The sequence below is a fragment of the Bacillus timonensis genome (assembly GCF_000285535.1).
Taxonomy (GTDB): Bacteria; Bacillota; Bacilli; order Bacillales; family Bacillaceae_L; genus Ferdinandcohnia; species Ferdinandcohnia timonensis.
On sequence record NZ_HE610986.1, the window covers coordinates 700,644 to 724,805 of the forward strand.

The following is a 24,162-nucleotide window of genomic DNA, read 5'->3' on the forward strand; positions in this document are numbered from 1 at the left end:
CACTGTCCCCCTGTCCCTATTTTTTGATTCGGTATTGGTGGTCTTCTCCGCTATTACCTGGGCTTATGTAGTCGATCCAATCTCCGACTATATTTATATTGCGGACCCATGTTTCATTACTTACTTTTTGTTTGCTTGTTCCATCTGTTTTCATTTTATATATTTTACGGTCATCTTGTGTATTTCTGTAGTACATCCAGTCACCTGAAATATTTAATCGATCAGCAGAGGCATTGGCAATCTTTATTTTAGAGGATCCATTGGTTTTCATTTTATAAATAGCTTGGTTTGATTGGTCGATATAGTATATCCAGTCGCCAACAACGTTTATCTCTGTTTGATTTCCTTTGTCTAACATTGTTAGGCTTGAACCATCAATTTTCACTTTATAAAGGGGATTCTTCGGACCTTCTTGCGTACTATAAAAATACATCCAATCATTGACAACATTAAGACCGGTATAATACCCTTTTTTAATTTTTGTTAACTGGCTACCATCTGTTTTTACTTTATAAACGCCTTCGCGCCCCTGATAGTAATCAATGTAATAAATCCAATCGTCGACGACATTCAGAAATTCCCCACTAGTTCCGTCCAATTTCTTTTTATTGGTGCCATCGATTTTCATTTTATAAATTGTTCTGTCATCAGCAACATTACTATAATAAATCCATCCGTCTAATACACTGATATATTCAGCAGGTTCATTGGTTAGTTTCTTTTTACCTGAACCATCTATTTTTACTTTATAAATAAAAGCATCACCAATATTAATATAGTAAATCCAGTCACCTTCAATCGCAGCTATTGCTCCATTGATAATATTGCCAACGGAGTTACCTGTATATAGGGTTGAAATATCGTCTTTTATTCGATCCGAAACTGCACCTGTTCCTCCAAGAATAGTAATGGAATCTGTTCCTGTGGAGTCTATGTAATTCAGTACACTTTGTGATGCTTTTGTAGGATTTACTAGGATAATAGGACGTTTTAGTTTTCCTGCTAGAGGTCCTCCAGCCAATGCATCAGGAAAATCACGACTCGTTGATAAGATAATTCCTTTGTCTTCTTGGTAAAATTTCTTGGCTACTTTAATACTCGTTTCACTTCTATCTGCCCCTGAAATCCTTTCAGTGGATATGCCTAAATTGGCAATTTCCTGAGCAACTGCATCTTTTATTACACCTGTGCCACCAATAATGATGACTTTTTTGATTCCCCAATTAGTAAGAACTTGTTTTGTGTCATTATCTAGTTTTGTCGAATTTGAAAAAAGGATTGGCCATCCATTTTCAGAGGCTACACCGCCTATTCCTAAAGCATCAGGGTAATTTAGTCCGTACGCTAATACTGCTGTGTCCTGGGTGTTCATCTTTCTCAGTTGATTTCCAATCTCTCTAGCCGTTGCATATCGAGTCTTTCCTGAGACACGTGTAACTTTATATCCCTTGTTTTTTAATTGGTTGACCACATCATTGCTGATTGCAGCCGTGCCCCCTAATAAATAAATAGTCGTTGCTTTCAATCTACGAATTTCGTCTAAAGTAGATTGTGGAATTGTATCCTTTTTAACGAGAAGGATTGGTGCTTCTAGTGCGTATGACAAAGGTGCTCCCGCCAATGCATCGGGAAAATTTGTGCCATTGGCCAACACAACACTTTCTGCGTTTTCCCACCCTAGTTTACTAATGCTTACGGCTGTATCGTACCGGGTTTTCCCTGCTATTCTATTAAAATCAGCAGCCTCCGCTTTCTCCGCTCCGAAGAAATCATGAAACTCTGGTACGAAAAGATTTGAAATGAATAGCGTAATTGCTAATGTAAAGGTAAAAATTCTTTTGTTCAAATGTTCCATCTCCTGCTGTTTTTTGATAACAATACTATGATTAGTCAGAAATTATGTACTTGTTGAATGTTCATTAGCCTAATTTGGTTTTTGGGACAGAAAACCTGTCCCCATGTCCCACCCAAAAAAATGCTGGGACAGAAAGCCTGTCCCTATGTCCCTACCTATGTCCCTACATCGTTCGTTGCATGTCGTCGTATACTTCTCCGGTTATTGGGTTTACGCCAAACCAGCTCCAGGTTGCGGTATGGCCTTCTCCATTTTCGTATGTTGTGATGGTGTATACGTGAATGTAGTAATCGCCTAGCTCGTTTTTGCCTTCTATTTCAACGTACACATCAGGCTTATTTTCAATATCTAATTCTTTACGAACCAACTGTATCGCTTCTTCTTCACTAATTTTGTATGTATCAGGGATGGATTCAGTTGGAACTTCAAATTTATATACGCCACCGTTCACCGTGTATCCGTCAAACGAGTCATATTCTGGGTAGTAAAAAATAAAACTTTCTTCTCCATCAATTGTGGATAGTCCAGCATATTCAGCGGTAGTAACACTCATTTCCTTTTTATAGGTTGTTATTTCTTCCTCTGTTAAAACTACTGGTTCATCTGTGAATTCAACATTATCAATTACCCAGATTTCGTTTTCCTTTACAGCGGTAATCAGAAATATTCCTGATTCGGAGTAAATATCTCCTAATTGAAAGCTTTTTACCTTAATAAGAGATGGTTGATTTTCAACAATCTCCATTCTTGCATTAAATGAAAGAACCGGGAACATGCCAACTTCGCCATTCGCTCCATAAAAATGCTTAAAATTATCTTTTATCTTTTGTTGGTAATGTTCAGAAGCCAATTCTGTTGCTTTAGGGGTAAAATCATTAAAAACTAGATTTGTATCCCCCTCCAAATCCACCCATACTCCATCAATTTTGGAAACCGAGCTATTGAAGGCTTCGCCAATTTGATGAAACTTCTTCATTACCTCTTTAATTTCTTCCTCAGATAGCGTTTTTTCTATCTCTTCTTTTTTTGCTTTCTGATCTGCTTTAATTGAGACGCTAGCTTCCTTAGTAGCTGGCTCTTTTGTTCCTTCCGACTGACCACATCCTGCCAATAGTAAACACCCTATAGCAATGCTCGAAAGAAATAATTTTTTACTGTAATTCATGCTGTAAATACCCCCAATGACAATGAACCTATTTTGTTAAAATAATAATTCCTAGATTACGAATTATAGTCGTTTCATCCTATGATTTTGGTAATCTATAACATGGTAATATTATCATAAAATGCAAATCTGTATACAATTAAATAGTGTAAAAGTAGCTTACGATTTTAATATAATCAAAATCAATTCGTTTTTAACTACTTATTTACAAGTTGGGGCATTAAACAGACCTTCCGAATTGGAAAGTTCATCACTAAATACTATGCACCACAGAAGTTTTAAAGCTATATTCCTATTTATATAGGAATATTTGGCACTTAGCCCTACTTCTCCCTACCCCTTAGTGATACAATGTTACTATAATATTCACAAGATTAGGCAGGGGAATAAACGTTGAAACCAGGATTTAAAATCATTTTTTTCGCCACTCTTCTTTTTATTTTCATTTTGCAAGATCAAACACAAGCTGCAACTATTAATAGAATAGAAGGAAAGACTCGGTATGACACGGCTGTAGAGATTTCAAAACAGACCTATCCAAACGGGACTAATGTTGTAGTTTTAGTTACAGGTGAGGACTTTCCGGATGCGTTAGCTGGTTCTCCTTTAGCATTTAAGTTCGATGCACCTATCCTTTCTACTCGTAAAAGTAGATTACCTGATGTGACTCGAAACGAGATTACTAGATTAGGTGCTACGGAGATTATCATTTTAGGAGGAACCGGAGCTATATCTAGTAACGTTGAGGATGAATTAAAAAAATTGAATGTAACTATTAGTAGAATTGCAGGAAAGAACAGGTATGAGACCGCTGCACTAATCGCAAACCAGATTGGTTCTGAAAAAGCTATTGTGGCAAACGGTCAGAATTTCCCTGACGCCTTAACCGTTGCACCCTACGCAGCGAAGGAACAAATCCCTATTCTTCTTACGCGTGATCGTGTTTTACCAGCTGAAACAAAAAATCAGCTTAGAAACGAAACAATCGTCCTTGGTGGAGAAAAGGCAATCAGTAGTAAAATAGCTTCAACTCTTCCAAATGTTACAAGATTAAGTGGAGCTACTAGATATGAGACGAATATTAAAATCGTGGATTTTTTTGATAAGAGTGTAGGACAAGCATTTGTCACAACGGGGATGAATTTTGCGGATGCACTGACAGGCTCGATTTTGGCCGCAAAGAATCAGGATCCTATTTTGCTGGTTAGACCGGATTATGTTCCTATAAAAAGCCAACTGTTTTTGAAACTTTTGAACCCTGACACATTTAATATCATTGGGGGCCAGGCTGCAATTACCCCCAATGCAGCAAATAGTTTGTCACAAATTAATGATTTACATGCTTTTGTTCCTTCTACTAATTCACAATTTCATGATGAAAACTATTTAGCCGGGGTTTTGCAAAAAAATCAAATGTATCTCGCGAATTCCATTCAAAATAATAAATATGGCTTTCATTATGGATATTCTAATGGTGTGATTGATATCTCTAAAACAAAAGCCAGATACACAGTGGATGATATCATTCGTTCAAATTTAAGTACTGATACGAATTCCAATAAAACGATTCTCATTACAAAAAATGTTCCTGTCATTGATAGTGACAATGTTGTGGTTGCGACGATTTATGCTGGTCAACGTATTCCTCTTGTTTCCGAAAATAAAAGTTCTTTTATCGTAAACATTGGGGGTAGAAAAGGATATATCTCAAAAAATAGTGCTGTAGTGGATAATGGTGTGCCTATCCTGATGTACCATCATATATTGCGGGATCAGGAAAACAAAAATTATAGAAATGTTTCAACTACCATTTCTGATATTGAATTCAAAGAGCAAATGGCTTTTCTTCAAAAAAATGGTTACAAGACTATAACATTAGAAGACTTAGAGTTATTTCTAACAGGGAAGAAGAATTTACCCGCAAAGGCAGTCGTCATTACCTTTGATGACGGATTAAAATCAGTATACAGGTATGCATACCCAACATTAAAACAATACAATATGAAAGCTGCTCAATTTGTCATCACTGGTAGAACACCTAGCTCTCCTACAGCTTTTAATCCAGATAGTTTACAATACTTATCTTGGCAGGAAATGAATGAGATGCGAAGTGTATATGGGTATCATAGCCATACGCACGCCTTACATCAATTACATAATAAAAAGAGCCTGCTTATTGTAAAAAGCAAGAATGCCATCATAAATGATTTACGTACAAGTAAACGAATTTTGGATGATACTCCTTATTTCGCTTATCCGTACGGTCATTACACAGGAGAAACCATCTCCTACTTAAAAGAAACTGGCTATAGAATGGCACTAACCACCCGCAAAGGCAAAGTAAAAGTGGGCGACGACCTCTTCCAACTCAAACGAATCGGGATCGGACCAGGTACAACAATAAAAACATTCGAATCACTAATTAAAAACTAAGGGACAAGGGGACAGGTTAAATGTCCCAAGCTAATGGGACATTTAACCTGTCCCTCCGTCCCACAGAAAAGACCGGGAGAAATCTCCCGGTCTTTTCTAGTTCCCGTTTTTCTTGTCAATCGTTTCGCGTATTTTCTGGTTTCCTTCATCCACGTATTCACGCCATTCTCGGTTGCCGTTGTCGACTGCTTCCCTCCACAGTCGATTGCCATTGTCAACAGCATAGCGCCATTTTGAATTTCCATAATCAACGATATCAGAGAATATTTTTCGTGCTGGATGATCGTAATCCTCAAAACGTTCCTTTAAATATTCCTGAGCCTCTTTCATCCGTTCCTTCTCTCGATAGCTTTTTTCTTTCATACTTTCCTTTGTGTCATACGCGAGCTTCTTTTTTTCTTCCTTTATTTCATAGGCCTGTTCTTTTCCGGCTTCTTTCCACTCGTACCATTTCTTTTGAATCTCTTCGTATTGTGCTCTCATGTACTTTTTAAGGTCTTGTTCTGAGTTAACGTATGTGAACTCTCCATTACCAGCACTAGCGACTTCTTTCAACAACTTTTGTCCCTCGTTATCAACGTCAAAGCCAATGATATTGACGACTGTTTGGATATCCGAAGATACAAGATTTTTGGCTTCCTTCACCGGGTCACCGTTACAGGTTTCGATTCCGTCACTAACAACATACACCACTACGTCATCGGTACCCTCTGGAATATCTCCTTTTACCATTTGTAGACCAAGCGCAATCGGTGTCCATCCAACAGGTTTTACTTGTGACATTGCCTTTTGGAACCCTGACGCTTCAAAACTACCATTATATAAAACTTCCGTACTTTCACAGGACAGTGCCTTGTCTCTTTCTTTATTAGATCCCTCATGTCCATATACTCGTAGTGAAATTGTCGCGTTCTCTGGGACTTGCTCTGCGAATTCAAGCACTGCTTCCTTCGCGGCCTCCATCCTTGTCTTTCCACCGACTTTAGCAGCCATACTGCCGCTTGCATCCACTAAAATCGCATAGTGGGCTGTTTTTAATGTAGGAGCATCGACCGTTTCATCAGGACGATCAATATCTACCTCAATGGACGAATCAAAAGTAAGGAGTGTTTGGAGTTCCTCATGGTAGTCCTCGGTAAATAAATATTTTAATTCCTCCATATACTGTTCCTCAGTAAGGTCCTCAGGCAACTGGTCAAGCGCTTCCTTCACCTTTGCTTCATCGTATTCATCACCACTAAAAATACCAGGATGTCGAAGCATCTCCTGTTCCAGTTCCGTTAATTCATGCTCAATACCTTCAATTTCATAATAAGCTACTTCCCTAGGAGTATATGATTCTTCATTATTCGTTTCTTTTGTAGCCTTATTTGTTTCCTCAACCTTAGGGTCTTCAGCCTCCGCTTGTGCAGGCTCACTCTCATCCTTCGAACAAGCCGATAGCAACAAAACCAACAGAACCAAACCCATCAAAACCTTTTTCAATTAGTTCCCTCCTCAAGGAACAAGGGGACAGGTTAAGTGTCCCCGCTTCCGGGACACTTAACCTGTCCCTCCGTCCCACAAAAGTCACACCATTTACATAGTACTCGATTTTTGACCATATTTTTCCTTTTTGGTTCAAAATAGGAAAAAGGTTTTATTTGGTAGGGACTTTTGGATTAGAAAACTATCCGTAAAACTTGAATTTCCTCAATAAGATAATGAATGATAATTCTCACTGTCTCATTTTTTCACAATTGATGCCCCTTTTAGCCCATTTCCTATCTATAACGAAGGTAAAGGGGGTTCATGAATGACAAAAATTAAAATGTTATCAAATAAGGAAATTGGAAGATATTCAAGGTTTTCTGATTACGAGGAGTTTAAGGTCAATATGGAAATTTGGCTGATTGAACATCAACAAGCGTTCACAAAAGGAGAAATGATGGGGTTAAATCAATTAATTCTACTTTCCTCTACCATCCCCTGTGTGCCTTGAATCCATGAGTTCAATTGTAAAGGCAACTTATGAAGGCTTGAAGGATCATGTTATTTCTCGTTCGACTTTAAGAGAATGCTATGGAAATGTGTCCAGGTTGGGATGATAACTGCTTATGAAACAAAAGATGGGAATGGCGCGCAAGGGAGCAATCTTTATGTTTTTAATCCATATCCTACATTCTAAGTTTTTGATGTAGCCCTAGTTTTCTCACTGTATGGCCATTCAAAGCATATATAACAGCATGAATATTTGCCCCAAAAGAGGAACCAATCAAACGTTTGTTTGAAATCCAGAATGCTTGTAGCCGTAGCTCAGAAGCGCTAAACAAACGTCTGTTTGAAATATAATTTTACGATTAGTACAGATTTTTGTAAAACGGCATATCCCTCACATTCTTTTCAAATCCACGATTTGCTTGAGAATGCGAAAAATATCAATAGCCAGTACAAATCTATATAAAGGAGTGACATAAAATATGAATTGGATTCAAGATGCAGGGCATGGTGGCCATGATCCGGGAGCTGTGGCGAAAGGGAATACGGAAAAAGTGTATACATTGGAAGCTGCGCTTTATGTGGATAGACGCTTGTCCGAGCTAGGGATTGCAAGTGATTTGACTCGATCAGGAGATGTTTCATTAAATCCTGAAGCAAGAACGGAAAAGGTGAAAAAATACAAAAAGTGTATTTCCCATCATTTTAATGCTGGTGGTGGAAGTGGGGCTGAAACAATCCATTCGATTTATTCCAACGGCAAGTTTGAGCAACTGATTATTGAAGAATTTAGAAAGGCTGGCTATCCGGTTAGACCTAAACCTGTGTATAACCGCACGAATTCTTCCCGAGGGGATTATTACTATATGCATAGACTTACAGGTAATTGTCGTACGACAATACTAGAATACGAATTTGTGGATGGCCCACAATCCGAAAAAATCAAGGATAAATCATATCGAGAAGGTATGTATGAATGTGTGGTACGTGTGATTTGTCGAGAAGAAGGTGTTAGTTATAAAGGTCCTGGACCTGGGCAAAAACCTACACCTGCACCTAACCCAAAGCCAGAACCAGTAAATCCCCCAAAAGAAAACCTAATCATTGACGGTTATTTTGGCCCAAAGACAATCAGTGCCCTCCAACGATATTTTGGAACACCAGTAGATGGAGTCATTAGCAAACCGTCGCTTGTGATAAAAGCCTTGCAGAAATGGCTTGGTGTTACTCAAGATGGCTACTTTGACCCGATTACAATTTCAGCCTTACAAAAACGGTTAGGCACACCTGTTGATGGAAAAATTAGCAAACCTTCTCTCGTCATAAAAGAACTACAAAGACAGTTGAACATGGGGACAAGGGGACAGGTTACCTGTCCCACCCTTAGTGGGATTTCACCATAAAACGAAGGCCCCAAATCAAAAAAGCTACCAATTAAATTTGGTAGCTTTCTACATCGTTTTTTCTGTTCGTCTTTGTTTAATATATAAAAATAGCTTTTTCATTCCATATATAAATAGTTTTATAACGAGGTAACCACTAAAAAAGATAATAAAGCCCCAGAGACCGATGACAGCATCCAGAAACTCCATATTTCCTCTTCCAGTGATTTTCTGCTGAATCTCAATCGCAAATACAATGACCACTAAAACAGTAAATGTGTAGATAAAGGAGATGGCAGTTATGCTCCATTTAGCTAAAAGACGAAAAATTGCCTGTACGATAAAAAAGGTGAAAATACCTAGAATACCAATAACCCATAAATGAAGGTCTTTATCTGAAAGATTTAAGCCTATCCCATTTGAAATTCCCCAAATAACATCATGTATACTATTAACCAACTCAGCGATCATTTTGATAATTTCTTTCATCGTAAACCTCCTCTTAATGGGGTGGGAGAAATGACCCGTGACCCACACCATGCCGCCAGTAATTTATCCCTTGTCCCAGACCTCAAAGCAAATAAAGTACAAATGGAATAGTGATCAAGCTCAATAAGGTTGTGACAAGGGTTGTGAATGAGATTAGTTCTGGTTTACAGTCAAATTGAACTGCTAGTATGGTAGTGTTGGCTGCGACTGGCATGGCAGCTAAGAGAATAAAAACATGCTGGATTGTTTCGTTAACTGGCATGAGTTGAACTAAAGCTACAGCAAGTAATGGCGATATAACCATACGTAAAGCGGAAACGGTGCTAACATATTTCAAATTGAACTTTTGTGGTTTTATTTCAGCCAGCTGCATACCCAGTATTAACATGACGACTGGAATCGACGCCTCCCCTACCATACTTATTCCATCAATGATAGTTGGTGGTATTGCAATATGGAAAAGTTGGAAGAGTATCCCCACTATCGCACCATAAAGTACGGGCATACGTATTAATCGAATAAATGCCTCTTTTGGACCAGTTGGGCTTGAACTGCCAAGAGAAGCAATAAAAATGCCCAATGAATTTATGATAAAGGCATGAATAACCATAATAATGACGGCGTAGTCAAAGCCCATACTACCAAATGCAAATAAGGCAACTGGCGCTCCGTAATTCCCGCTATTCGGAAAAACACTACCAAGTTGTAAAGCAGACATATGCGGCCGATCTGCCTTTACTATCTTTCCAATTAAAAAAGTAACGCCAATCAATAGAACAGCAAGAAGGACGGTAAAAATAAACATATACAAATAATCAGCATTTAATTCATTTGTATAAAACGTATCAAAAGCTAAAAAAGGTAATAACAAATATAAAGAAAACGTTGAGATTGATTTAATATCAATTTTGAGGAGCCTCTGACCAATAAATCCAGCAGCGAAAATAAGAAATGCAGGTATGACAATTAATAATAAGTCCATCCGAAAGTTCCTTTCATGTGTCTCTACTAATATCTTATTTTATCATAATAGCTCAATTCAGATGTCCAAAAAAATAAGTGTTGGCGTCCTTCCTGCTTTTAATAAAAAAGACACCCTCTTATCCTAATCTAATAGAGAAGAACAACCACACGAATGGGAAGAGGATACCTCCTATCCGGTACGGTATTCTTTGATTTTGGCATCTGTCTCGACACCAGCCGTAAGTACAGTGACACAGCGTGCATCAAGTTGATTTTGTAATGCTTTCTATGAATACAGCACCTTTCTTTATAGTCCTGGTTTTGTATTAGGCCAGGGTGTAGGGTGTTCCAGGTCTAGGACCTTCATAAGTTTCAATATGTGTGTGGGAAAGCCGATTCGGAACTGATAAGCCTAAATTCCTTTTACTAACTCATCATCAACGTAATCTATGGGGCATAGGGGGCAGTCAGACAATCTCTTAAAAATGAGATATCCATTTGTTCAGATTGTACAGTTGTAGTGATTTTGAAAAAGACACTACAATAGCAAAAAGTAACCATCATACCCCGAATAATGGGGTGACAGTTACTTTTCAATCTTAAATACTAAGTTAGTATGTCTATAAAATTATAATGTAACTCGATTATTAGTTAACGACGTCAGTTTAATAGGCAGACCGACTTCATTTGACTTATTCGCGGCTAATGTTGCCGCAAGGGTTTTTGCTCCGTCTTCATAATCTGATAAAATGAGCTCAGTTTTGCCCTTCATTACGGCCTCAATAAACCTTCTATCCTGTTCTTGATAAAAGTCCACCTTCGATTTATAGATGATGGTTGAATCTTTTTCAACGATGGTTAAGGTTGTTCCGTCTAACTCTAGGCGGAAATCCTTTCCTAATATCTCGATACCTGATCGATGGTCACTCTGGGTAATGGATGAATCTAAATGTCCCACTGTTCCAGATGTAAATGTCATATTTACAGAAGAAACATCAGGGATGTCGATATTTGGGATGTCAGATAGAACCTGCAAGCTCATATTCGCATAAACACTCTCGATATCGCCTGCTAGATATCGCATTAAATCTAATGTATGGGTCGACTGCTCTACGAGTTGACCGCCTGATTTACTCATTTCACGATACCATGGGGTTTGAACAAATGAAGTGATGTAATATCCCCTTACCATCGCAATTTTCTTGTCTTTTAAATATTCTTTCGCCTTCGCAACGGTATCCAAATAACGTAAACAATAGCCTACCGCACAAATAACCCCGGACTCTTTTATAACTTTCTCTTTTCTTTTAACTGTTTCTATATCGAGACCTAATGGTTTTTCTACTAAAAGATGAATTCCACGTGATACGATTTTTTCTTCAATATCCCAATGTGCAAATGGAGGCACACATACAAAGACGGCATCCAGTGTTTCCTTTTCGAGCATGACATCTAAATCGGTATAAAATGCTGCATTGTACTGTAATCCTTTTTTCCGCGCATTTTCCTCTACGATGTCACAGACAGCAACAATTTTTGCATGACTGTTTTGTGAAATATTCTCCAAGTGAACACCGGCGATTCCGCCAACACCAACGAATCCTACTTTTACTTTACTCATCCATTCAGCTCCTTTCGTTTTTCGCTTTAGCACGACTAGCTAATATGACGTCCAGATGACGGGCTGTATCGATTGGCAATTGTGTTGGGTTAATACCATATGGGTTGAGTTCAGCTGTTAGTGTATCATGATAACCAATCTCTTCAAGCGCCTCGACAACGGCTGGCCAATTCACGTCACCTGCTAAAAGAGGGACAAATCCAGTAATATTTCCAACCGATGTACTAAAATCCTTCACATGAACTTTACTTATGCGGTTTCCAAGAGTCCGAATCCATTGCTCTGGATAGCCAAACTGAAGGACATTCCCTACATCAAAATAGGCTTTTGCATAATCAGAATGTAATTCATCGATATAGCGTGCCATTTCAAGTGGTGACAATAAAAATTTATTCCAAACGTTCTCTATCCCAATGGAAACTTGATACTTTTCTGCTTCCACAAGTAGTTCTTTTAGTTCTTGCTGGCTTCGGTTGTAACACTCCTCATACGATACGTCTTCAGTGACCGTACCCGGAACAACCAATACGGTATCAATCCCCATGGCATTCGCCAATTCCAATTGTTTTAGGATGATTGCCTTTGCCTGTTCTCTAACATTTGCATCAGGCGAAGATAAGGGACTTTGCCATAACAACCCGGTAGAAATACTTCGCAATTGGATTCCATAGGACGCGGCCAGGCTAACAATGGCTTCCGCTTCTTGAGGAGTTGTCTCCATTGTTAAGCCAACTCCACCAGCTTCATATACATTCAATTCAACAGCATCAAATCCCGCTTCTTTACTGAATTTAAATACATCTTCCAATGATGTTCCTTCAGGGTAGCACCATTGATTAATTCCTTTTAGCATTCAACATCCCCCTTATTTATCCTTAAAAAGTCTAACCCTTCGCTCCCTTTTCTACTACCCTCGCAAACTTGTTAACCTAGTTTAACAGGCTGCCTTTTTTCAGAGGATTCATATGCTGCTAGTGCAACTTCAAGTGCTTTCAGCCCATCGAATCCTGTAATGGATGGTGCTTTACCAGTTGAAACACTATTTAAAAAGTCCTTCACTAATTCAAAATCCATATTATCGCCCCAGTAATTCCAACTAACCTCATCTTGAGAATAGAGATCCGTTTTTTGAGCAAAGGCATCCACTTTAAGTGTTCCTTCACTTCCCACAATTTCTAAAGTGACGTCCCCCCATGTTGGATACGTTTCATTACGGGACCAGCTGCAATCTAAAGTCGTAAATACATCGTTCTCAAACTCAATAGAGAGGATTCCACAATCATCAATAGGACCAGAAGTAATAGTATTGTCAATTTCCGCATATACTTCCCTGACCTCTGATTCCATGAACCATCTCATAATGTCCACTACATGCACGGTATGGTCAATAACCGCTCCTCCCCCTGATTGTTCCTTGTCAATAAACCATCCACCAGGGTTAGTACCTCGATTTGTTCCTTTGATTGCAAAAATTTGTCCAAGTTCCCCATTTTCAACAATTTGTTTAGCCCGCGTAATCGCAGTGTTAAACCTTACTGGAAAGGCAGTTTGCAAAATAACGTCATTTTGTCTACATACTTCAATCATCTCTTTGGCATCTTCCACATTCGTTGCTATAGGTTTTTCACATAAAATATGTTTTCCAGCTTTTGCTGCAGCCACTACATGTTCACGGTGCTTGCTATTCTCAGAAGTGATGATTACCGCATCAAGATCTTGTTGCAGCAATTCTTCATATTCTCTAAAGTACTTTGTCTGATATCTCTCAGCCGCATTTTGTCCTCGCGTTTGATCAGTATCGGCTATTCCTACGATTTCGACCCCTTCTAAGTCCTTTAATGCATGAGCATATCCATTCGCATGTGGATGAGCAAAACTAATAATTCCTACCTTCATCGGATTTGCGCCTCCTCTTTTTGATTTTCCCCTAGTACAACTTCTCTACCAGATTCAATTGATTCAAGGGCACTTATGGCAATTTCCAGTGCTTTATAAGCGTCTTCTGCTGATACAATTGGTTGGCTACCGGTCTCAATGCAATGGATGAAATGTTGTAACTCCGTATAATATGGACTGTGCTTTAACGGACTTTCAGGAACCGCAACTCCTCCACCTGAAGTACCTTTGTTTCTGCCCTCGAATACAACAGGTACAGATTTTGAACTGTCATGTTCAATGATTCCTTTTTCACCTGCAAATTCGAATTTTGTTGAGAAACCTTGATGCGCCCATGTTCCTTCTACATGCGCAATGACACCACTTTTAAAGCGTACGATGATTAAAGAGTAATCCAAGTGCTTTTTGTCGCCATCTTTTATGCTTTTGGCATACACGCGATCCACTTCCCCAAAACACCATCTCAAGAAGTCAAAATCGTGGATAACCATATCTAATACTAGACCGCCACTGCTTTTATAATCAGCATACCAATCATCAGATGCTTTCGGAAATCCGCCCCCTCTTGATGTTCGAACAACCGATACCTTACCAACTTTTCCTTCTTCAATTATCTTTTTAGCCTGTACATACTCAGGAAAGAATCGAACAACATGACCAACGAAAAGGTTTACATTTTTATCGCGACAATATTGAATCACTTCTCTAGCATCCTGAAGGTTTCTAGCTAGAGGTTTTTCACAAATAACATGAATCCCAAGATCTGCAGCTTTTAGTGCATAAGGCTTATGGAAAGGAGTTGGTACACAAATCGAAACGATATCGACTTTTTCCAATACCTCTATTGCCTCTTCAAATGTTTGGAAAGCTTTTGTTTCTAATCTTTCCGAAAGATCCTTTGCTTTTTGAAGATTTTTATCAACAATTCCAGCAAGCACAACATTTTCCATACTTTTGAAGGACCCACCATGAACATTTCCCATGGTGCCGGCTCCGATTAATAGAACGTTTAACAAATGTCATCTCTCCCTTTTATTTAATTAGTAGTGCTGCATTCTGAGTGCTTTCTTTAAAAAATAACCCTGTTGCACCCATCACACATGCATCATTTCCAAGATGAGATCTATCAATTTTTGCTTTATCTACCATACTAGCAATTCCATGTTTCTGAACGGTTCTTTGAATAGCAGGCAGTATGAATTTTGCTCCATTCATGACTCCACCGCCAAGAATCACAGCTTCTGTATTAAACAGATGAATGAGATTGATAATTCCTAATCCCAGATACTCTCCAACCTCTTCAAGTAAATCGATTGAAAAAGGATCGCCCCTTTCAGCTGCATTACAAACATCCACTGCAGTTATCACAGTATCAACTGAAAGATACTGACTTACGGCCCCACCTTGAATTCGTTCATGGGCTTTCTTCGCAATAGCGGTTCCAGATGCATAGTTTTCCAAACATCCTTTATTGCCACATGGACAAAGTGGACCATCAAAATGAATCGAAATATGCCCAAATTCCCCTGCGCTATCCGTCATTCCTGTTAATAGATTGTCATTGCTTATGATTCCTGCTCCAATACCTGTACTTACGGTGATATAAATGAGATTCTGTTTTCCTTTACCAGCGCCCCACATCCACTCACCTACTGCAGCAGCATTGGCATCATTATATAACTGAACAGGAAGACCCAGCTTACTCTCTAGAAAAAGTCCGATAGGAAAATTTGATAAACCTAGATTACTAGCAAAGAGGATCTCTTTCTTCTTCGAATCAATCACACCTGCAGTTGCAATTCCAATGCCTTTTATTCTCGTTTTCTCTATATTTGCTTCGTTTATAAGAACATTAATTGTGGTAAGAAGAAGATCGCCAAATTGCTCCTTTCCCTTCTTCGTGTCCGTCTGACATTTGGAAAGGACTTCTCCATTCTTTGACATCAGTGCTGCAAGTATTTTTGTACCGCCAATATCAAGACCAATAGCTAAATCTTCTGTTTGTTCCATTGAATTTCTCCCTATGCATTATTTTATAAAACACTCTACTACTTTCTAACCCCACTTAACGAAATACCCGCAATCAGGTGTCTCTGTAACAGGATGAATAAAATAATCATTGGAATGGTTGACAATAACGCACCAGCCATCAATAAAGGGTAATTAGTAGAATATTGCCCTTGGAAAGAGGCAATGCCTATTGACAGAACTCTCATATTTTCCGAGTTGGTCATAATTAATGGCCATAGAAAATCATTCCATGAAGCAAGCGCTGTAAAGATTCCAAGCGCTATCAAGGCTGGAGTGGCATTTGGCAAAAGAACTCGCCAATAAATTCCCCACCATGAACACCCATCAATAATCGCTGCTTCATCCAATTCCTTTGGTATTCCCATGAAAAACTGACGTAATAAAAAGACACCAAATGCGCTGAAAATTCCAGGGACGATTAATGCATAAAATGTATCAATCCATCCTAATTTTGTTAAAATCGCATAGTTAGGAATTAGGATAACTTGTGGTGGAACCATTAAAACGGACAAAATCACAATGAAAATGACATTTTTAAACGGAAATTTCATTCGCGCGAAAGCAAATGCTGCTAACGAACACAGGAACAACTGAGAAAGAGTTCGACCAGCCGTCACAATAATTGTGTTGATGTAGTACTTTAGGAAATCAACACTCTCGAATACCTTTGAATAATTTTCAGGATGCCATACTTTTGGAATCAGATCGGGTGGTACCTGCATGGAATCACCATAGGATTTAAATGAAGTCGAAATCATCCATAGGAACGGCAAAATCATGATGAATGCTCCAATAATCAGCAACACATGAATGAACAGTTTATTTCCTTTCAAAGAAATCCCCCCTGTCTATGAGTCATAATGAACCCACTTCTTCTGAAAAACAAATTGTACAATGGTAATCGCCAAGATTGCGATAAACAACAGGAATGCCTGAGCAGAGGCAATACCCATTTGTGAATACTTAAATCCTGACTCGTATACTCCAAACACAATGGTTCTTAGTGGATCTAAAAGTGCGTTGTTGTCGCCAATCATGACAAATATTAAATCAAACATTTGTAAAGAACTAATCATGGATGTGATAAACACGAAAAACAATGTTGGTGTAATTAAAGGCAATGTAATGCTAAAAAATTGTCTTACTTTAGAAGCACCATCTATTTGGGCTGCTTCGTAATAGGATGTGGAAACTCCCTGAAGTCCTGCAAGCAACAGGATGACATTATTCCCGACTGTCATCCACACATAAACAAGAATGACTGAAAAGAGTGCAATGTTTGGGTTAAACAACCAAGAGGGTTGAGGCAAATGGAATATACCTAAAATGTAGTTAATTAATCCGTAATCTGTGTTATATAGCCATTTCCATACCATTCCAACTGCAACTGGCATCGTCACAACCGGTAGGAAATATAATGTTCGATATACCACCATACCCTTGATTTTTTGGTTTAGCAAAAGGGAAACAAAGGTCGCAATGACCACTGATATAGGTACTGACACAATGGTAAAAACAACTGTATTAATAATGGAGCGCTGAAATGTAGGGTCCTGTAGTAAGAAGGTTAGATTTTCAAGTCCTACATATACGGGTGTTGAAATACCATCCCAGCTTGTAAAAGATAATGCAAATGACGCAATGGCAGGCAGTAAATAAAAGACAAGAAGTCCTAAAAAGGTTGGAGCAATGAATAATAAAGCAATGATTGCTTCTTTATCCAGCTTTTTCTTTTTTCGCTCCACAACCACGATATTTTGCTTTTTCTTTTCAACCGTTGATGAAAAGGTGCCCAAAATCATCTCTCCTTTCAATCGTCAAACAGGCTAGAGATACAGCCTGTTTGACCCATGCATTAAGGCAAATCTTTTACTTCGATTGTTCCTTCGCAAGAATTTCATCCATCTTTTCACCAATCGTTTTCAATGCTTCATCGATCGATTTTTGTCCCAAAAAGGCTCCTTGAATCTCTTTCATCTCGACATCTTGCCATTCGGAAGTGTTCTTAGAGATTGGGTAAGCCACCCCATATTCCTGTGCATCAAGGAACACTTTCAAATCTAATGACGGAATGGACTGAAGCCAAATGTCACTTATTGCTTTATCAGCAGGAATCGAAAAACCTGTTTCGGCAATAACCTTATTTCCTTCTTCACCTGATAGCGCTTTAATTAAATCCCAAGCCATTTTGTCATTTTGGGTTTTGTCGTTCATTGCCCAACCAATACCGTGGACAATTGAAGCTTTTTGTTTCCCTTTCGGAAGAGGTGCAACTCCCAGATTATCACCAAGGACCTCTTTAAATTCTCCTGCACTAACAGATATCGCAGGAAGCATAGCTACTTTCTCGGATAGGAACAACTGCTTTCCTTCTGTCTCCATAACGGTTTGAGCAGATGGCGAGATTCCCTTGTCAATTAACTTCTCAATAAACTTAAATGCTTCTTTTGATTCTGGAGTGTCAAACCCAGACTTTGTTTTATCATCGCTAATGATAAATCCACCTGCTTGATGAATCAGGTTATAGTAAACGGATTGGCTTGTTTTGATATCCATGGAATACCCATAAACACCATTTTCCTTATCGGTAAGCTGTCCTCCAACTTTTTCGATATCGTCCCATGTCCATGTATCGTCCGGATAAGGTATTCCAGCATCATCGAAGAACTTTTTATTATAATAAAGCCCGACAGAGTCAATAAAATACGGAGCTGCATGCAATTTCCCTTCATATGAATATAAATCAACAACGGCAGGGAAATAATTATCCTTTTTATACTCGCCATCTTCCTGGATATACGGCTCTAAATCCTTAATAAAACCGGAAGAAGCGTATTGGTAAAAATTGGGACCATTCATCCAAAATACATCCGGCCCTTTCCCACCGCCAATACTTGTTTTTAATTTGGTCCAATAATCTTCCCAAGGTGTATAAGTTACATTGACTTTAATATCAGGGTGCTGCTTGTTGAATGCTTCAATTGACTTATCTACTGCTGGACTAGCATTTTTATCCCATAATGCAACTTCAAGCGTCTTTTTTTCTTTCCCACTGCTTTGTGAATTACTGCAAGCCGACATGGCGACAACTATTAAAATTAGAAATAAACAACCGAGAAATTTACCTTTTTTCATTTTTTCCCCTACCAATCATTTTGAATTTATGAACCCATAAACTATGATTAAATAAAACGATTTCTGTTTATTCTAGAAGTTTGTAAGGCAATCAAATCACGAAACAGATTAAGTTCCTATCACCTCCTAAAATAGATATTTTGGTCATCAGATGGAAAATTGATATTTTTCTTGTAAAATAACAGCAGCTGCTCCCAACATTTCAAATTCTGCTCCAAGGGAGGTTGGCTGAATATTTACCTCTTCTCTCAAAATAGGAATCACATGTTTTGATACTTTTTCTGTTAATAAATCTATGAAAATAGGATTTCCCTGAACGATCTCCCCACTTAGAATAATGACCTCTGGGCTCAGTAGTTGAATCAAATTAATGATGCTGGTTGAAAGATGGGAGACAATTTCTTCAACAATTTGATAGCATACACTATCACCCTCGTTTAGGGCTTCTACAAATACAGCAGGGGTAATGCGGTTAAAATCCCCATTAATCAAGTTCCGAATGGAAGTTTCCTTTCCTCGGGTCATTAACGCTGATACAATTTTCGAATAAATGGCGGGCCAATACACATAGTTTTCCAAACATCCTTCATTTCCGCATTCACACTTCAAGCCTCCCTTAACAACCGAGGTATGGCCAAGCTCTCCTGCACTTCCTTTATTTCCCCTAATGATTTGTCCGTTGAACATAATCCCTGAGCCAACACCATCACCTATTGTGATATAAACCAAATCTTTATATTTCGTAAAGGAGCCAAAGTAGTTTTCCGCCAGCACGTAAGCATTTGTATCATTGTCTATAAAGGTTGGCAATCCAAATTGGTTTTCTACGATTTGTTTTAAAGGGACATCAAAAAGTTTAAGTTTTGTATTGTAAGAGATAATTCCATTTTTTGCATCTACAATTCCCGGTGTAATAATGGAGATTCCTTCACACAATTGAAGGTTTTCCTTTGCCACCAGAAACTCCTTCATCATTTTTAACAGGAGGTCGATGATATCCTGACCTTGACAAAGGTTTGTCGGATAACTTTCCTTTCTTATAATGGCACCTTCCAAATTCATCTCTGAGATTTTGATTGATGAATTTGTAATCGAAACCCCGATGATATACCTTGAATTAGGATTAAACCTAATGAGAACTGGTTTCCTCCCTCCTTTAGAAGAACCCATACCATCTTCTCGGACATATCCTTCATTAATCAGATCAGATACGGCCGAAGTAACAGTTGTCGGACTGATGTTGATCCTTTTTGCGATGTCGCTTCGGGAAATCGGCCCCTGTTTTCGAATCGTGTCCAGAATAATCGACCTATTAAGTTCCTGCATAAGCTTCAAATCACCTGTTCTGCGCACTTATCCTAAACACCTCTTATTCTATTAAACTCACTTATTTCAGTGACTTTATTAAGTTTGTCCTATTTCTTGTTCCTTTACCTCTATTTTTGTTGAAAAGTAGTAGATTTGCTAGTTACTTTTTCCAATGTCTTTATCAAGTATAATATATGGAATTTTCCAAGATGTAAACCCTTTCATTATATTTTTTTCTAATTTTTTCTAAAAATAGTAGTAAAAGCCCATAAATCTTCGATCGATTAGAGATAGAAACACCTTACACCCATTTCGGATATTCCTTTAGGATTTTTCATCATTCCCCACATCGACTATTCATGTGAACCCAAATTCACCCTCTTTCTATTTACATAAATCCATAAAATCAACATCACTACCTGATTTCCAACAATAGTGTGGGAAAGTAGTTGAAATTCCCCACTATCGTTGGTGTAGGTTTTCTCATTTCTATTATTTACTAGTAGTGAGAGGTGATTTTTATGGAACGAGTTGGCCATCGGATTCGAGAAATGCGTGATGAACGAAAGTGGAGTCAAGCAAAACTAGCCGAAGAGGCAGGTATTTCGGAAAACTATATAAGTGATATTGAAAACAATGCAAGGCCAGGAGCATCCTTAGGAATGTATAAAAAGATTGCAGATGCATTAGGCATTTCTCTACCACAGCTTCTTCTTGATAATGATGTATCAGATGTGTTGGATTCTATTATTCTTTTACTTGCTGACAGACCTCTTGATGTACAAGAAAATGTTTTGGAATTAATAGAAGTCTATCTCAAAGGCCTGGATCGTCTACAGCGCTAAAGAAATCTGAATGTACCCATTCCCTCCAACCATCTTTGTGTTCTCCATCATCCTACCTATCACCTAATTAACACTATCATTCGAAATCCCCCGCAACACCACCACAAAAAAGGAGCTAAAAACTATGAAATTGATTCAACCTACCTATGAAGTGAACCCCCATACAATGGCAATTCTGCCTGTAAAGGAAATCGAGTATTCCGCGATTATCAAAGAAACCCATCAAATCATCTATGTGATGCAAACACCCTTCCAAATAATAAGAGCAGCCTGCCTTGAAGGCGGAGCCACCTACGAAGGAAGGCGAAAAGCCGTCACCCACTTAACCGGTGCGATACAAAAGGTACCCATTCCTATTAACCCTCGAAGAGACATCTTCGCATTTCCCACTCACTCACCTACCACGTTTGAGTGCAACTGGATTTTCTACCATCACGTGAAAACAATCGTACCAGCCAGAACACCAAATCCAACATCCCAATCAATTATCACATTTAAAAATAATCACGAACTCCCTATGAATGAGTCCCATTATATCTTACAAAAGCAATACACACGTACAGCGATGTGTATCTTACAATACTCACCCCAACCAGATTTGCAATCGTATTCATTCCTATAAATCATTGGGACACCGAACCTGTCCCTATGACCCACCAAAAATGAAAGCAAAAGGATGACAACAGACATGAACGAAAATCTATTATTTGATGAAAGTCCCCTCCTTATTATTCCTACACTCGCTAAGTTGATTGGTTTAAATGAGAGCATTATTTTGCAGCAAATTCACTATTGGCTAAAGCGAACAAATAATGTTCGTTTGGACCGTAAATGGGTGTATTTCACCTATGACGAATTAACCATGCAGTTCCCATTCTTCTCAAAAAGCACCGTTCGTAGGCTGATTTCAAAATTAGAGAACGAAGGTCTTCTTTCATCTAATCATTTCAACAAATTCAAAGTGGATAATACAAAATGGTACACGATAAATTATAAAAATCTAGAAAACCTAAAACTGAAGGAAAAAGAATGCGAGACCTCTGACCTTACACTCAATGTTAAGGAAATGCCCCTGTCCTCCGAAAATGAGCAGACGATGTGTCCAAAGGGAACAGTTGAAATACTCGATATGGACAGACCACTTGTTCAAAATGAGCAGACGAGTTGCTCAACTTGGGCAGATGATGTGTTAGATTTGAACAGACCATTACCAGAGAGTACTACAGAGATTACTTCAAAGAATACTTCAGAGACTTCTTCTTCTTCAAAAATTACGTGCGAAAAAAAAGGCAAAGAAGACCCGTTTCGATTCTACGAACAAAATGGATTTGGAGTGATTGGTAGTTTTATAGCAGACAAGCTAAAAGCCTGGTGTATAGATTTATCAGATGACCTAGTGATAGAGGCAATGAAACTGGCCGTTGAAAATGGCGCAAAGCGTTGGAACTACATAGAAGCAATCCTACGAGATTGGGTAGACAAAGGCTATCAAACGGTCGAAGATGTTCATGCAGCACGTCTTGTTTTTAGAGACCAAATGAAGCACCAATCTACGAAAAAGCCAATTAGACATGAAATTCTACCGGAGTGGTTTCATAATCGTGAGCAGAGTGAAACTGAACACAATCCCGGCTTTGAAGAAGATAAACTCAAAGAGAATAGGGAATTGGCACCTTCTCACCCACAAGAACCCGCAAGTAACACAAGCTTTGAAGAGAAAAAAAGACAATTTGAGGAAATGCTGACAAGAATGAGAGAAAAGGACAATTTCAGCCAATAAACTGACGCGTTCCCTTCATTTTTTCAAAAATGATGCCCCATTTACACCATATGACATCTATAACAAGAGTAAAGGGGGTTCAAAAGATGACAAAACTACAAATCGTGTCAAATCAGGATATTCAGGAGTACTCGCGATTTTCCGATTACGAGGAGTTTACACTCAATATGGAGATTTGGCTTATTGATCATCAAAAGAAGTTCACACGGGGAGAAATGGTTGGGTTACATCAATTAATTCAACTATCCTCAAACATCCCTGGGGTATGCCATAAATCGATGGGTGCAATCGTAAAATCCACTTACGAAGGTTTAAACGAGCATGCCATTTCCCGCTCGACATTTAAGCGAATGATTTGGAAGTGTAGCCAGTTTGGAATGGTAACTGCCTATGAAACAAAAGTTGGGAATGGGAATCAAGGGAACAATCTATATGTGTTTCAGCCATATCCTGCGTTTTAAGTTATCGGGATTTGCCTGTTTTTCCTGCTAACCTCACCCTAGAAGACATATATAACAGCAGCAATTTCCATCCCAATCGTCATCTAATCAAGCGATTGTTTGAAATTCGGAACGCATGCGGCTCTAACTCTGAACCGTCATACAAACGTTTGTTTGAAATAAGATGTTGCGATTAGTACAGATAGAAGTAAAACATAGTTTCGCTTTCAGTGTGGCCCTTTTAGGGAATTCAAGCAAACATAAGGCTAATAATAGTAAAGGAGCAACTTTATGATGAATTGGATTCAAGATGCTGGACATGGTGGCAGTGATTCTGGTGCTATAGCCAATGGCAACGCAGAAAAAATATATACATTGCTACTTCTTCAGTTAATCTTCTATCATTCGCTATCTCACCTATACATTGATCAACATTTTTTCTTTCATTAATTTCTTTAAAAAGATTTTGAGCAATTTTAGTGTCAGAAGAAAACACATTTAATAGTAATTTACGATCCAATAATCCTTTAGGGTAAAGGTTTTGACTTAGTACCCTAGACAGCTGCTCCACTTTCATTCTTACGTTTGCTTTACCATCCCTGCTTTTACGGGACTTTGATGAATATACCTGACAACTGTTCGTAAATAGATTCTATCTTGGACATTTTCACTTCTGATCCGATTTTGAAAAAGATGACCTGTTGTTCAGTATTACCAATTGTAATATCCTATATAACTTACACCAATCCGTTTCATTGTTGTCGAAATACTTCATCCCCTTCCTTCATTAAATAAATGAACATGATTACTCATGTTTATTGCAAAATAAAAGTGCAGACCTT

Annotated in this window: 22 protein-coding genes; 8 read left to right on the forward strand and 14 right to left on the reverse strand. The window is 38.4% G+C overall.

The window, feature by feature from the left end; all coding sequences use genetic code 11:
• Positions 1 to 16 precede the first annotated feature (16 nt).
• On the reverse strand, positions 17 to 1,846 hold the full coding sequence (locus BTHG_RS25865) for a cell wall-binding repeat-containing protein (RefSeq protein ID WP_010677000.1): 1,830 nt from the start codon (positions 1,844 to 1,846) through the stop codon (positions 17 to 19).
• Positions 1,847 to 2,018: 172 nt separating this feature from the next.
• The gene (locus BTHG_RS12080) at positions 2,019 to 3,020 is read right to left on the reverse strand and encodes a hypothetical protein (RefSeq protein ID WP_010677001.1); all 1,002 of its coding nucleotides are present in this window, start codon (positions 3,018 to 3,020) and stop codon (positions 2,019 to 2,021) included.
• A gap of 393 nt (positions 3,021 to 3,413) precedes the next feature.
• Between BTHG_RS12080 and BTHG_RS25870 the strand changes: the two genes are divergently transcribed.
• On the forward strand, positions 3,414 to 5,453 hold the full coding sequence (locus BTHG_RS25870) for a cell wall-binding repeat-containing protein (protein ID WP_010677002.1): 2,040 nt from the start codon (positions 3,414 to 3,416) through the stop codon (positions 5,451 to 5,453).
• Positions 5,454 to 5,549: 96 nt separating this feature from the next.
• Here BTHG_RS25870 and BTHG_RS12090 read toward each other — a convergent pair whose 3' ends face one another.
• The gene (locus tag BTHG_RS12090; RefSeq protein ID WP_010677003.1) at positions 5,550 to 6,938 is read right to left on the reverse strand and encodes a VWA domain-containing protein; all 1,389 of its coding nucleotides are present in this window, start codon (positions 6,936 to 6,938) and stop codon (positions 5,550 to 5,552) included.
• 310 nt (positions 6,939 to 7,248) lie between these two features.
• Between BTHG_RS12090 and BTHG_RS12095 the strand changes: the two genes are divergently transcribed.
• On the forward strand, positions 7,249 to 7,434 hold the full coding sequence (locus tag BTHG_RS12095) for a hypothetical protein (RefSeq protein ID WP_010677004.1): 186 nt from the start codon (positions 7,249 to 7,251) through the stop codon (positions 7,432 to 7,434).
• A 478-nt stretch (positions 7,435 to 7,912) separates the two neighbouring features.
• On the forward strand, positions 7,913 to 8,833 hold the full coding sequence (locus BTHG_RS25875) for an N-acetylmuramoyl-L-alanine amidase (RefSeq protein WP_010677005.1): 921 nt from the start codon (positions 7,913 to 7,915) through the stop codon (positions 8,831 to 8,833).
• A gap of 48 nt (positions 8,834 to 8,881) precedes the next feature.
• On the opposite strand, the gene BTHG_RS12105 is transcribed toward BTHG_RS25875, so the two are convergent.
• The 11 genes from BTHG_RS12105 to BTHG_RS12155 form a co-directional block, all read right to left on the reverse strand.
• Positions 8,882 to 9,301, reverse strand: coding sequence for a hypothetical protein (locus BTHG_RS12105; protein WP_010677006.1), 420 nt, complete (start codon positions 9,299 to 9,301; stop codon positions 8,882 to 8,884).
• An 82-nt stretch (positions 9,302 to 9,383) separates the two neighbouring features.
• On the reverse strand, positions 9,384 to 10,283 hold the full coding sequence (locus BTHG_RS12110; RefSeq protein ID WP_010677007.1) for an AEC family transporter: 900 nt from the start codon (positions 10,281 to 10,283) through the stop codon (positions 9,384 to 9,386).
• A 609-nt stretch (positions 10,284 to 10,892) separates the two neighbouring features.
• Complete coding sequence (locus BTHG_RS12115; protein ID WP_010677008.1) at positions 10,893 to 11,885, reverse strand: Gfo/Idh/MocA family protein; 993 nt, start codon at positions 11,883 to 11,885, stop codon at positions 10,893 to 10,895.
• A 4-nt stretch (positions 11,886 to 11,889) separates the two neighbouring features.
• Positions 11,890 to 12,738, reverse strand: coding sequence for a sugar phosphate isomerase/epimerase family protein (locus tag BTHG_RS12120; protein ID WP_010677009.1), 849 nt, complete (start codon positions 12,736 to 12,738; stop codon positions 11,890 to 11,892).
• 71 nt (positions 12,739 to 12,809) lie between these two features.
• Positions 12,810 to 13,781 (reverse strand): Gfo/Idh/MocA family protein, encoded by a 972-nt coding sequence (locus tag BTHG_RS12125; RefSeq protein ID WP_010677010.1) that lies wholly within the window; start codon positions 13,779 to 13,781, stop codon positions 12,810 to 12,812.
• Complete coding sequence (locus tag BTHG_RS12130; protein ID WP_010677011.1) at positions 13,778 to 14,797, reverse strand: Gfo/Idh/MocA family protein; 1,020 nt, start codon at positions 14,795 to 14,797, stop codon at positions 13,778 to 13,780. The genes BTHG_RS12125 and BTHG_RS12130 overlap by 4 nt, the downstream gene beginning before the upstream one ends.
• Positions 14,798 to 14,813: 16 nt before the next feature.
• Entirely contained in the window at positions 14,814 to 15,791 is a 978-nt protein-coding gene (locus tag BTHG_RS12135) for an ROK family protein (protein ID WP_010677012.1), read from the reverse strand.
• A gap of 38 nt (positions 15,792 to 15,829) precedes the next feature.
• Positions 15,830 to 16,591, reverse strand: coding sequence for a carbohydrate ABC transporter permease (locus BTHG_RS12140; RefSeq protein ID WP_083849144.1), 762 nt, complete (start codon positions 16,589 to 16,591; stop codon positions 15,830 to 15,832).
• Positions 16,592 to 16,660: 69 nt separating this feature from the next.
• On the reverse strand, positions 16,661 to 17,608 hold the full coding sequence (locus tag BTHG_RS12145) for a carbohydrate ABC transporter permease (RefSeq protein WP_010677014.1): 948 nt from the start codon (positions 17,606 to 17,608) through the stop codon (positions 16,661 to 16,663).
• Positions 17,609 to 17,681: 73 nt separating this feature from the next.
• A complete protein-coding gene (locus BTHG_RS12150; protein WP_010677015.1) occupies positions 17,682 to 18,947 on the reverse strand; it encodes an ABC transporter substrate-binding protein in 1,266 nt (421 codons plus the stop codon).
• 147 nt (positions 18,948 to 19,094) lie between these two features.
• Positions 19,095 to 20,273, reverse strand: coding sequence for an ROK family transcriptional regulator (locus BTHG_RS12155; RefSeq protein ID WP_232284454.1), 1,179 nt, complete (start codon positions 20,271 to 20,273; stop codon positions 19,095 to 19,097).
• Between the two features lie 503 nt (positions 20,274 to 20,776).
• On the opposite strand from BTHG_RS12155, the gene BTHG_RS12160 reads away from it, so the two are divergent.
• The 5 genes from BTHG_RS12160 to BTHG_RS26795 all read left to right on the forward strand — a co-directional run bounded on the left by BTHG_RS12160 (position 20,777) and on the right by BTHG_RS26795 (position 23,770).
• Positions 20,777 to 21,100, forward strand: coding sequence for a helix-turn-helix domain-containing protein (locus BTHG_RS12160; protein ID WP_010677017.1), 324 nt, complete (start codon positions 20,777 to 20,779; stop codon positions 21,098 to 21,100).
• Positions 21,101 to 21,224: 124 nt separating this feature from the next.
• Entirely contained in the window at positions 21,225 to 21,722 is a 498-nt protein-coding gene (locus BTHG_RS12165) for a competence protein ComK (protein WP_010677018.1), read from the forward strand.
• 66 nt (positions 21,723 to 21,788) lie between these two features.
• Positions 21,789 to 22,880: a DnaD domain-containing protein gene (locus BTHG_RS12170; protein ID WP_010677019.1), complete on the forward strand. Its 1,092-nt coding sequence runs from the start codon at positions 21,789 to 21,791 to the stop codon at positions 22,878 to 22,880.
• An 86-nt stretch (positions 22,881 to 22,966) separates the two neighbouring features.
• The gene (locus BTHG_RS24860) at positions 22,967 to 23,341 is read left to right on the forward strand and encodes a hypothetical protein (protein ID WP_010677020.1); all 375 of its coding nucleotides are present in this window, start codon (positions 22,967 to 22,969) and stop codon (positions 23,339 to 23,341) included.
• A 270-nt stretch (positions 23,342 to 23,611) separates the two neighbouring features.
• Positions 23,612 to 23,770 carry an N-acetylmuramoyl-L-alanine amidase gene (locus BTHG_RS26795; protein WP_148361206.1) on the forward strand — a complete coding sequence of 53 codons (159 nt, stop codon included), beginning with the start codon at positions 23,612 to 23,614 and terminating at the stop codon, positions 23,768 to 23,770.
• The last annotated feature ends 392 nt before the right edge of the window (positions 23,771 to 24,162 follow it).

What these genes read in the sequence shown, in the direction of transcription:
- BTHG_RS12080 (WP_010677001.1), bottom strand. Translation starts at nt 3,020, where the DNA reads ATGAATTACAGTAAAAAATTATTTCTTTCGAGCATTGCTATAGGGTGT.
- BTHG_RS12095 (WP_010677004.1), top strand. Translation starts at nt 7,249, where the DNA reads ATGACAAAAATTAAAATGTTATCAAATAAGGAAATTGGAAGATATTCA.
- BTHG_RS25875 (WP_010677005.1), top strand. Translation starts at nt 7,913, where the DNA reads ATGAATTGGATTCAAGATGCAGGGCATGGTGGCCATGATCCGGGAGCT.
- BTHG_RS12105 (WP_010677006.1), bottom strand. Translation starts at nt 9,301, where the DNA reads ATGAAAGAAATTATCAAAATGATCGCTGAGTTGGTTAATAGTATACAT.
- BTHG_RS12110 (WP_010677007.1), bottom strand. Translation starts at nt 10,283, where the DNA reads ATGGACTTATTATTAATTGTCATACCTGCATTTCTTATTTTCGCTGCT.
- BTHG_RS12115 (WP_010677008.1), bottom strand. Translation starts at nt 11,885, where the DNA reads ATGAGTAAAGTAAAAGTAGGATTCGTTGGTGTTGGCGGAATCGCCGGT.
- BTHG_RS12120 (WP_010677009.1), bottom strand. Translation starts at nt 12,738, where the DNA reads ATGCTAAAAGGAATTAATCAATGGTGCTACCCTGAAGGAACATCATTG.
- BTHG_RS12125 (WP_010677010.1), bottom strand. Translation starts at nt 13,781, where the DNA reads ATGAAGGTAGGAATTATTAGTTTTGCTCATCCACATGCGAATGGATAT.
- BTHG_RS12135 (WP_010677012.1), bottom strand. Translation starts at nt 15,791, where the DNA reads ATGGAACAAACAGAAGATTTAGCTATTGGTCTTGATATTGGCGGTACA.
- BTHG_RS12140 (WP_083849144.1), bottom strand. Translation starts at nt 16,591, where the DNA reads ATGATTTTGCCGTTCCTATGGATGATTTCGACTTCATTTAAATCCTAT.
- BTHG_RS12150 (WP_010677015.1), bottom strand. Translation starts at nt 18,947, where the DNA reads ATGAAAAAAGGTAAATTTCTCGGTTGTTTATTTCTAATTTTAATAGTT.
- BTHG_RS12155 (WP_232284454.1), bottom strand. Translation starts at nt 20,273, where the DNA reads ATGCAGGAACTTAATAGGTCGATTATTCTGGACACGATTCGAAAACAG.
- BTHG_RS12160 (WP_010677017.1), top strand. Translation starts at nt 20,777, where the DNA reads ATGGAACGAGTTGGCCATCGGATTCGAGAAATGCGTGATGAACGAAAG.
- BTHG_RS12165 (WP_010677018.1), top strand. Translation starts at nt 21,225, where the DNA reads ATGAAATTGATTCAACCTACCTATGAAGTGAACCCCCATACAATGGCA.
- BTHG_RS12170 (WP_010677019.1), top strand. Translation starts at nt 21,789, where the DNA reads ATGAACGAAAATCTATTATTTGATGAAAGTCCCCTCCTTATTATTCCT.
- BTHG_RS24860 (WP_010677020.1), top strand. Translation starts at nt 22,967, where the DNA reads ATGACAAAACTACAAATCGTGTCAAATCAGGATATTCAGGAGTACTCG.
- BTHG_RS26795 (WP_148361206.1), top strand. Translation starts at nt 23,612, where the DNA reads ATGATGAATTGGATTCAAGATGCTGGACATGGTGGCAGTGATTCTGGT.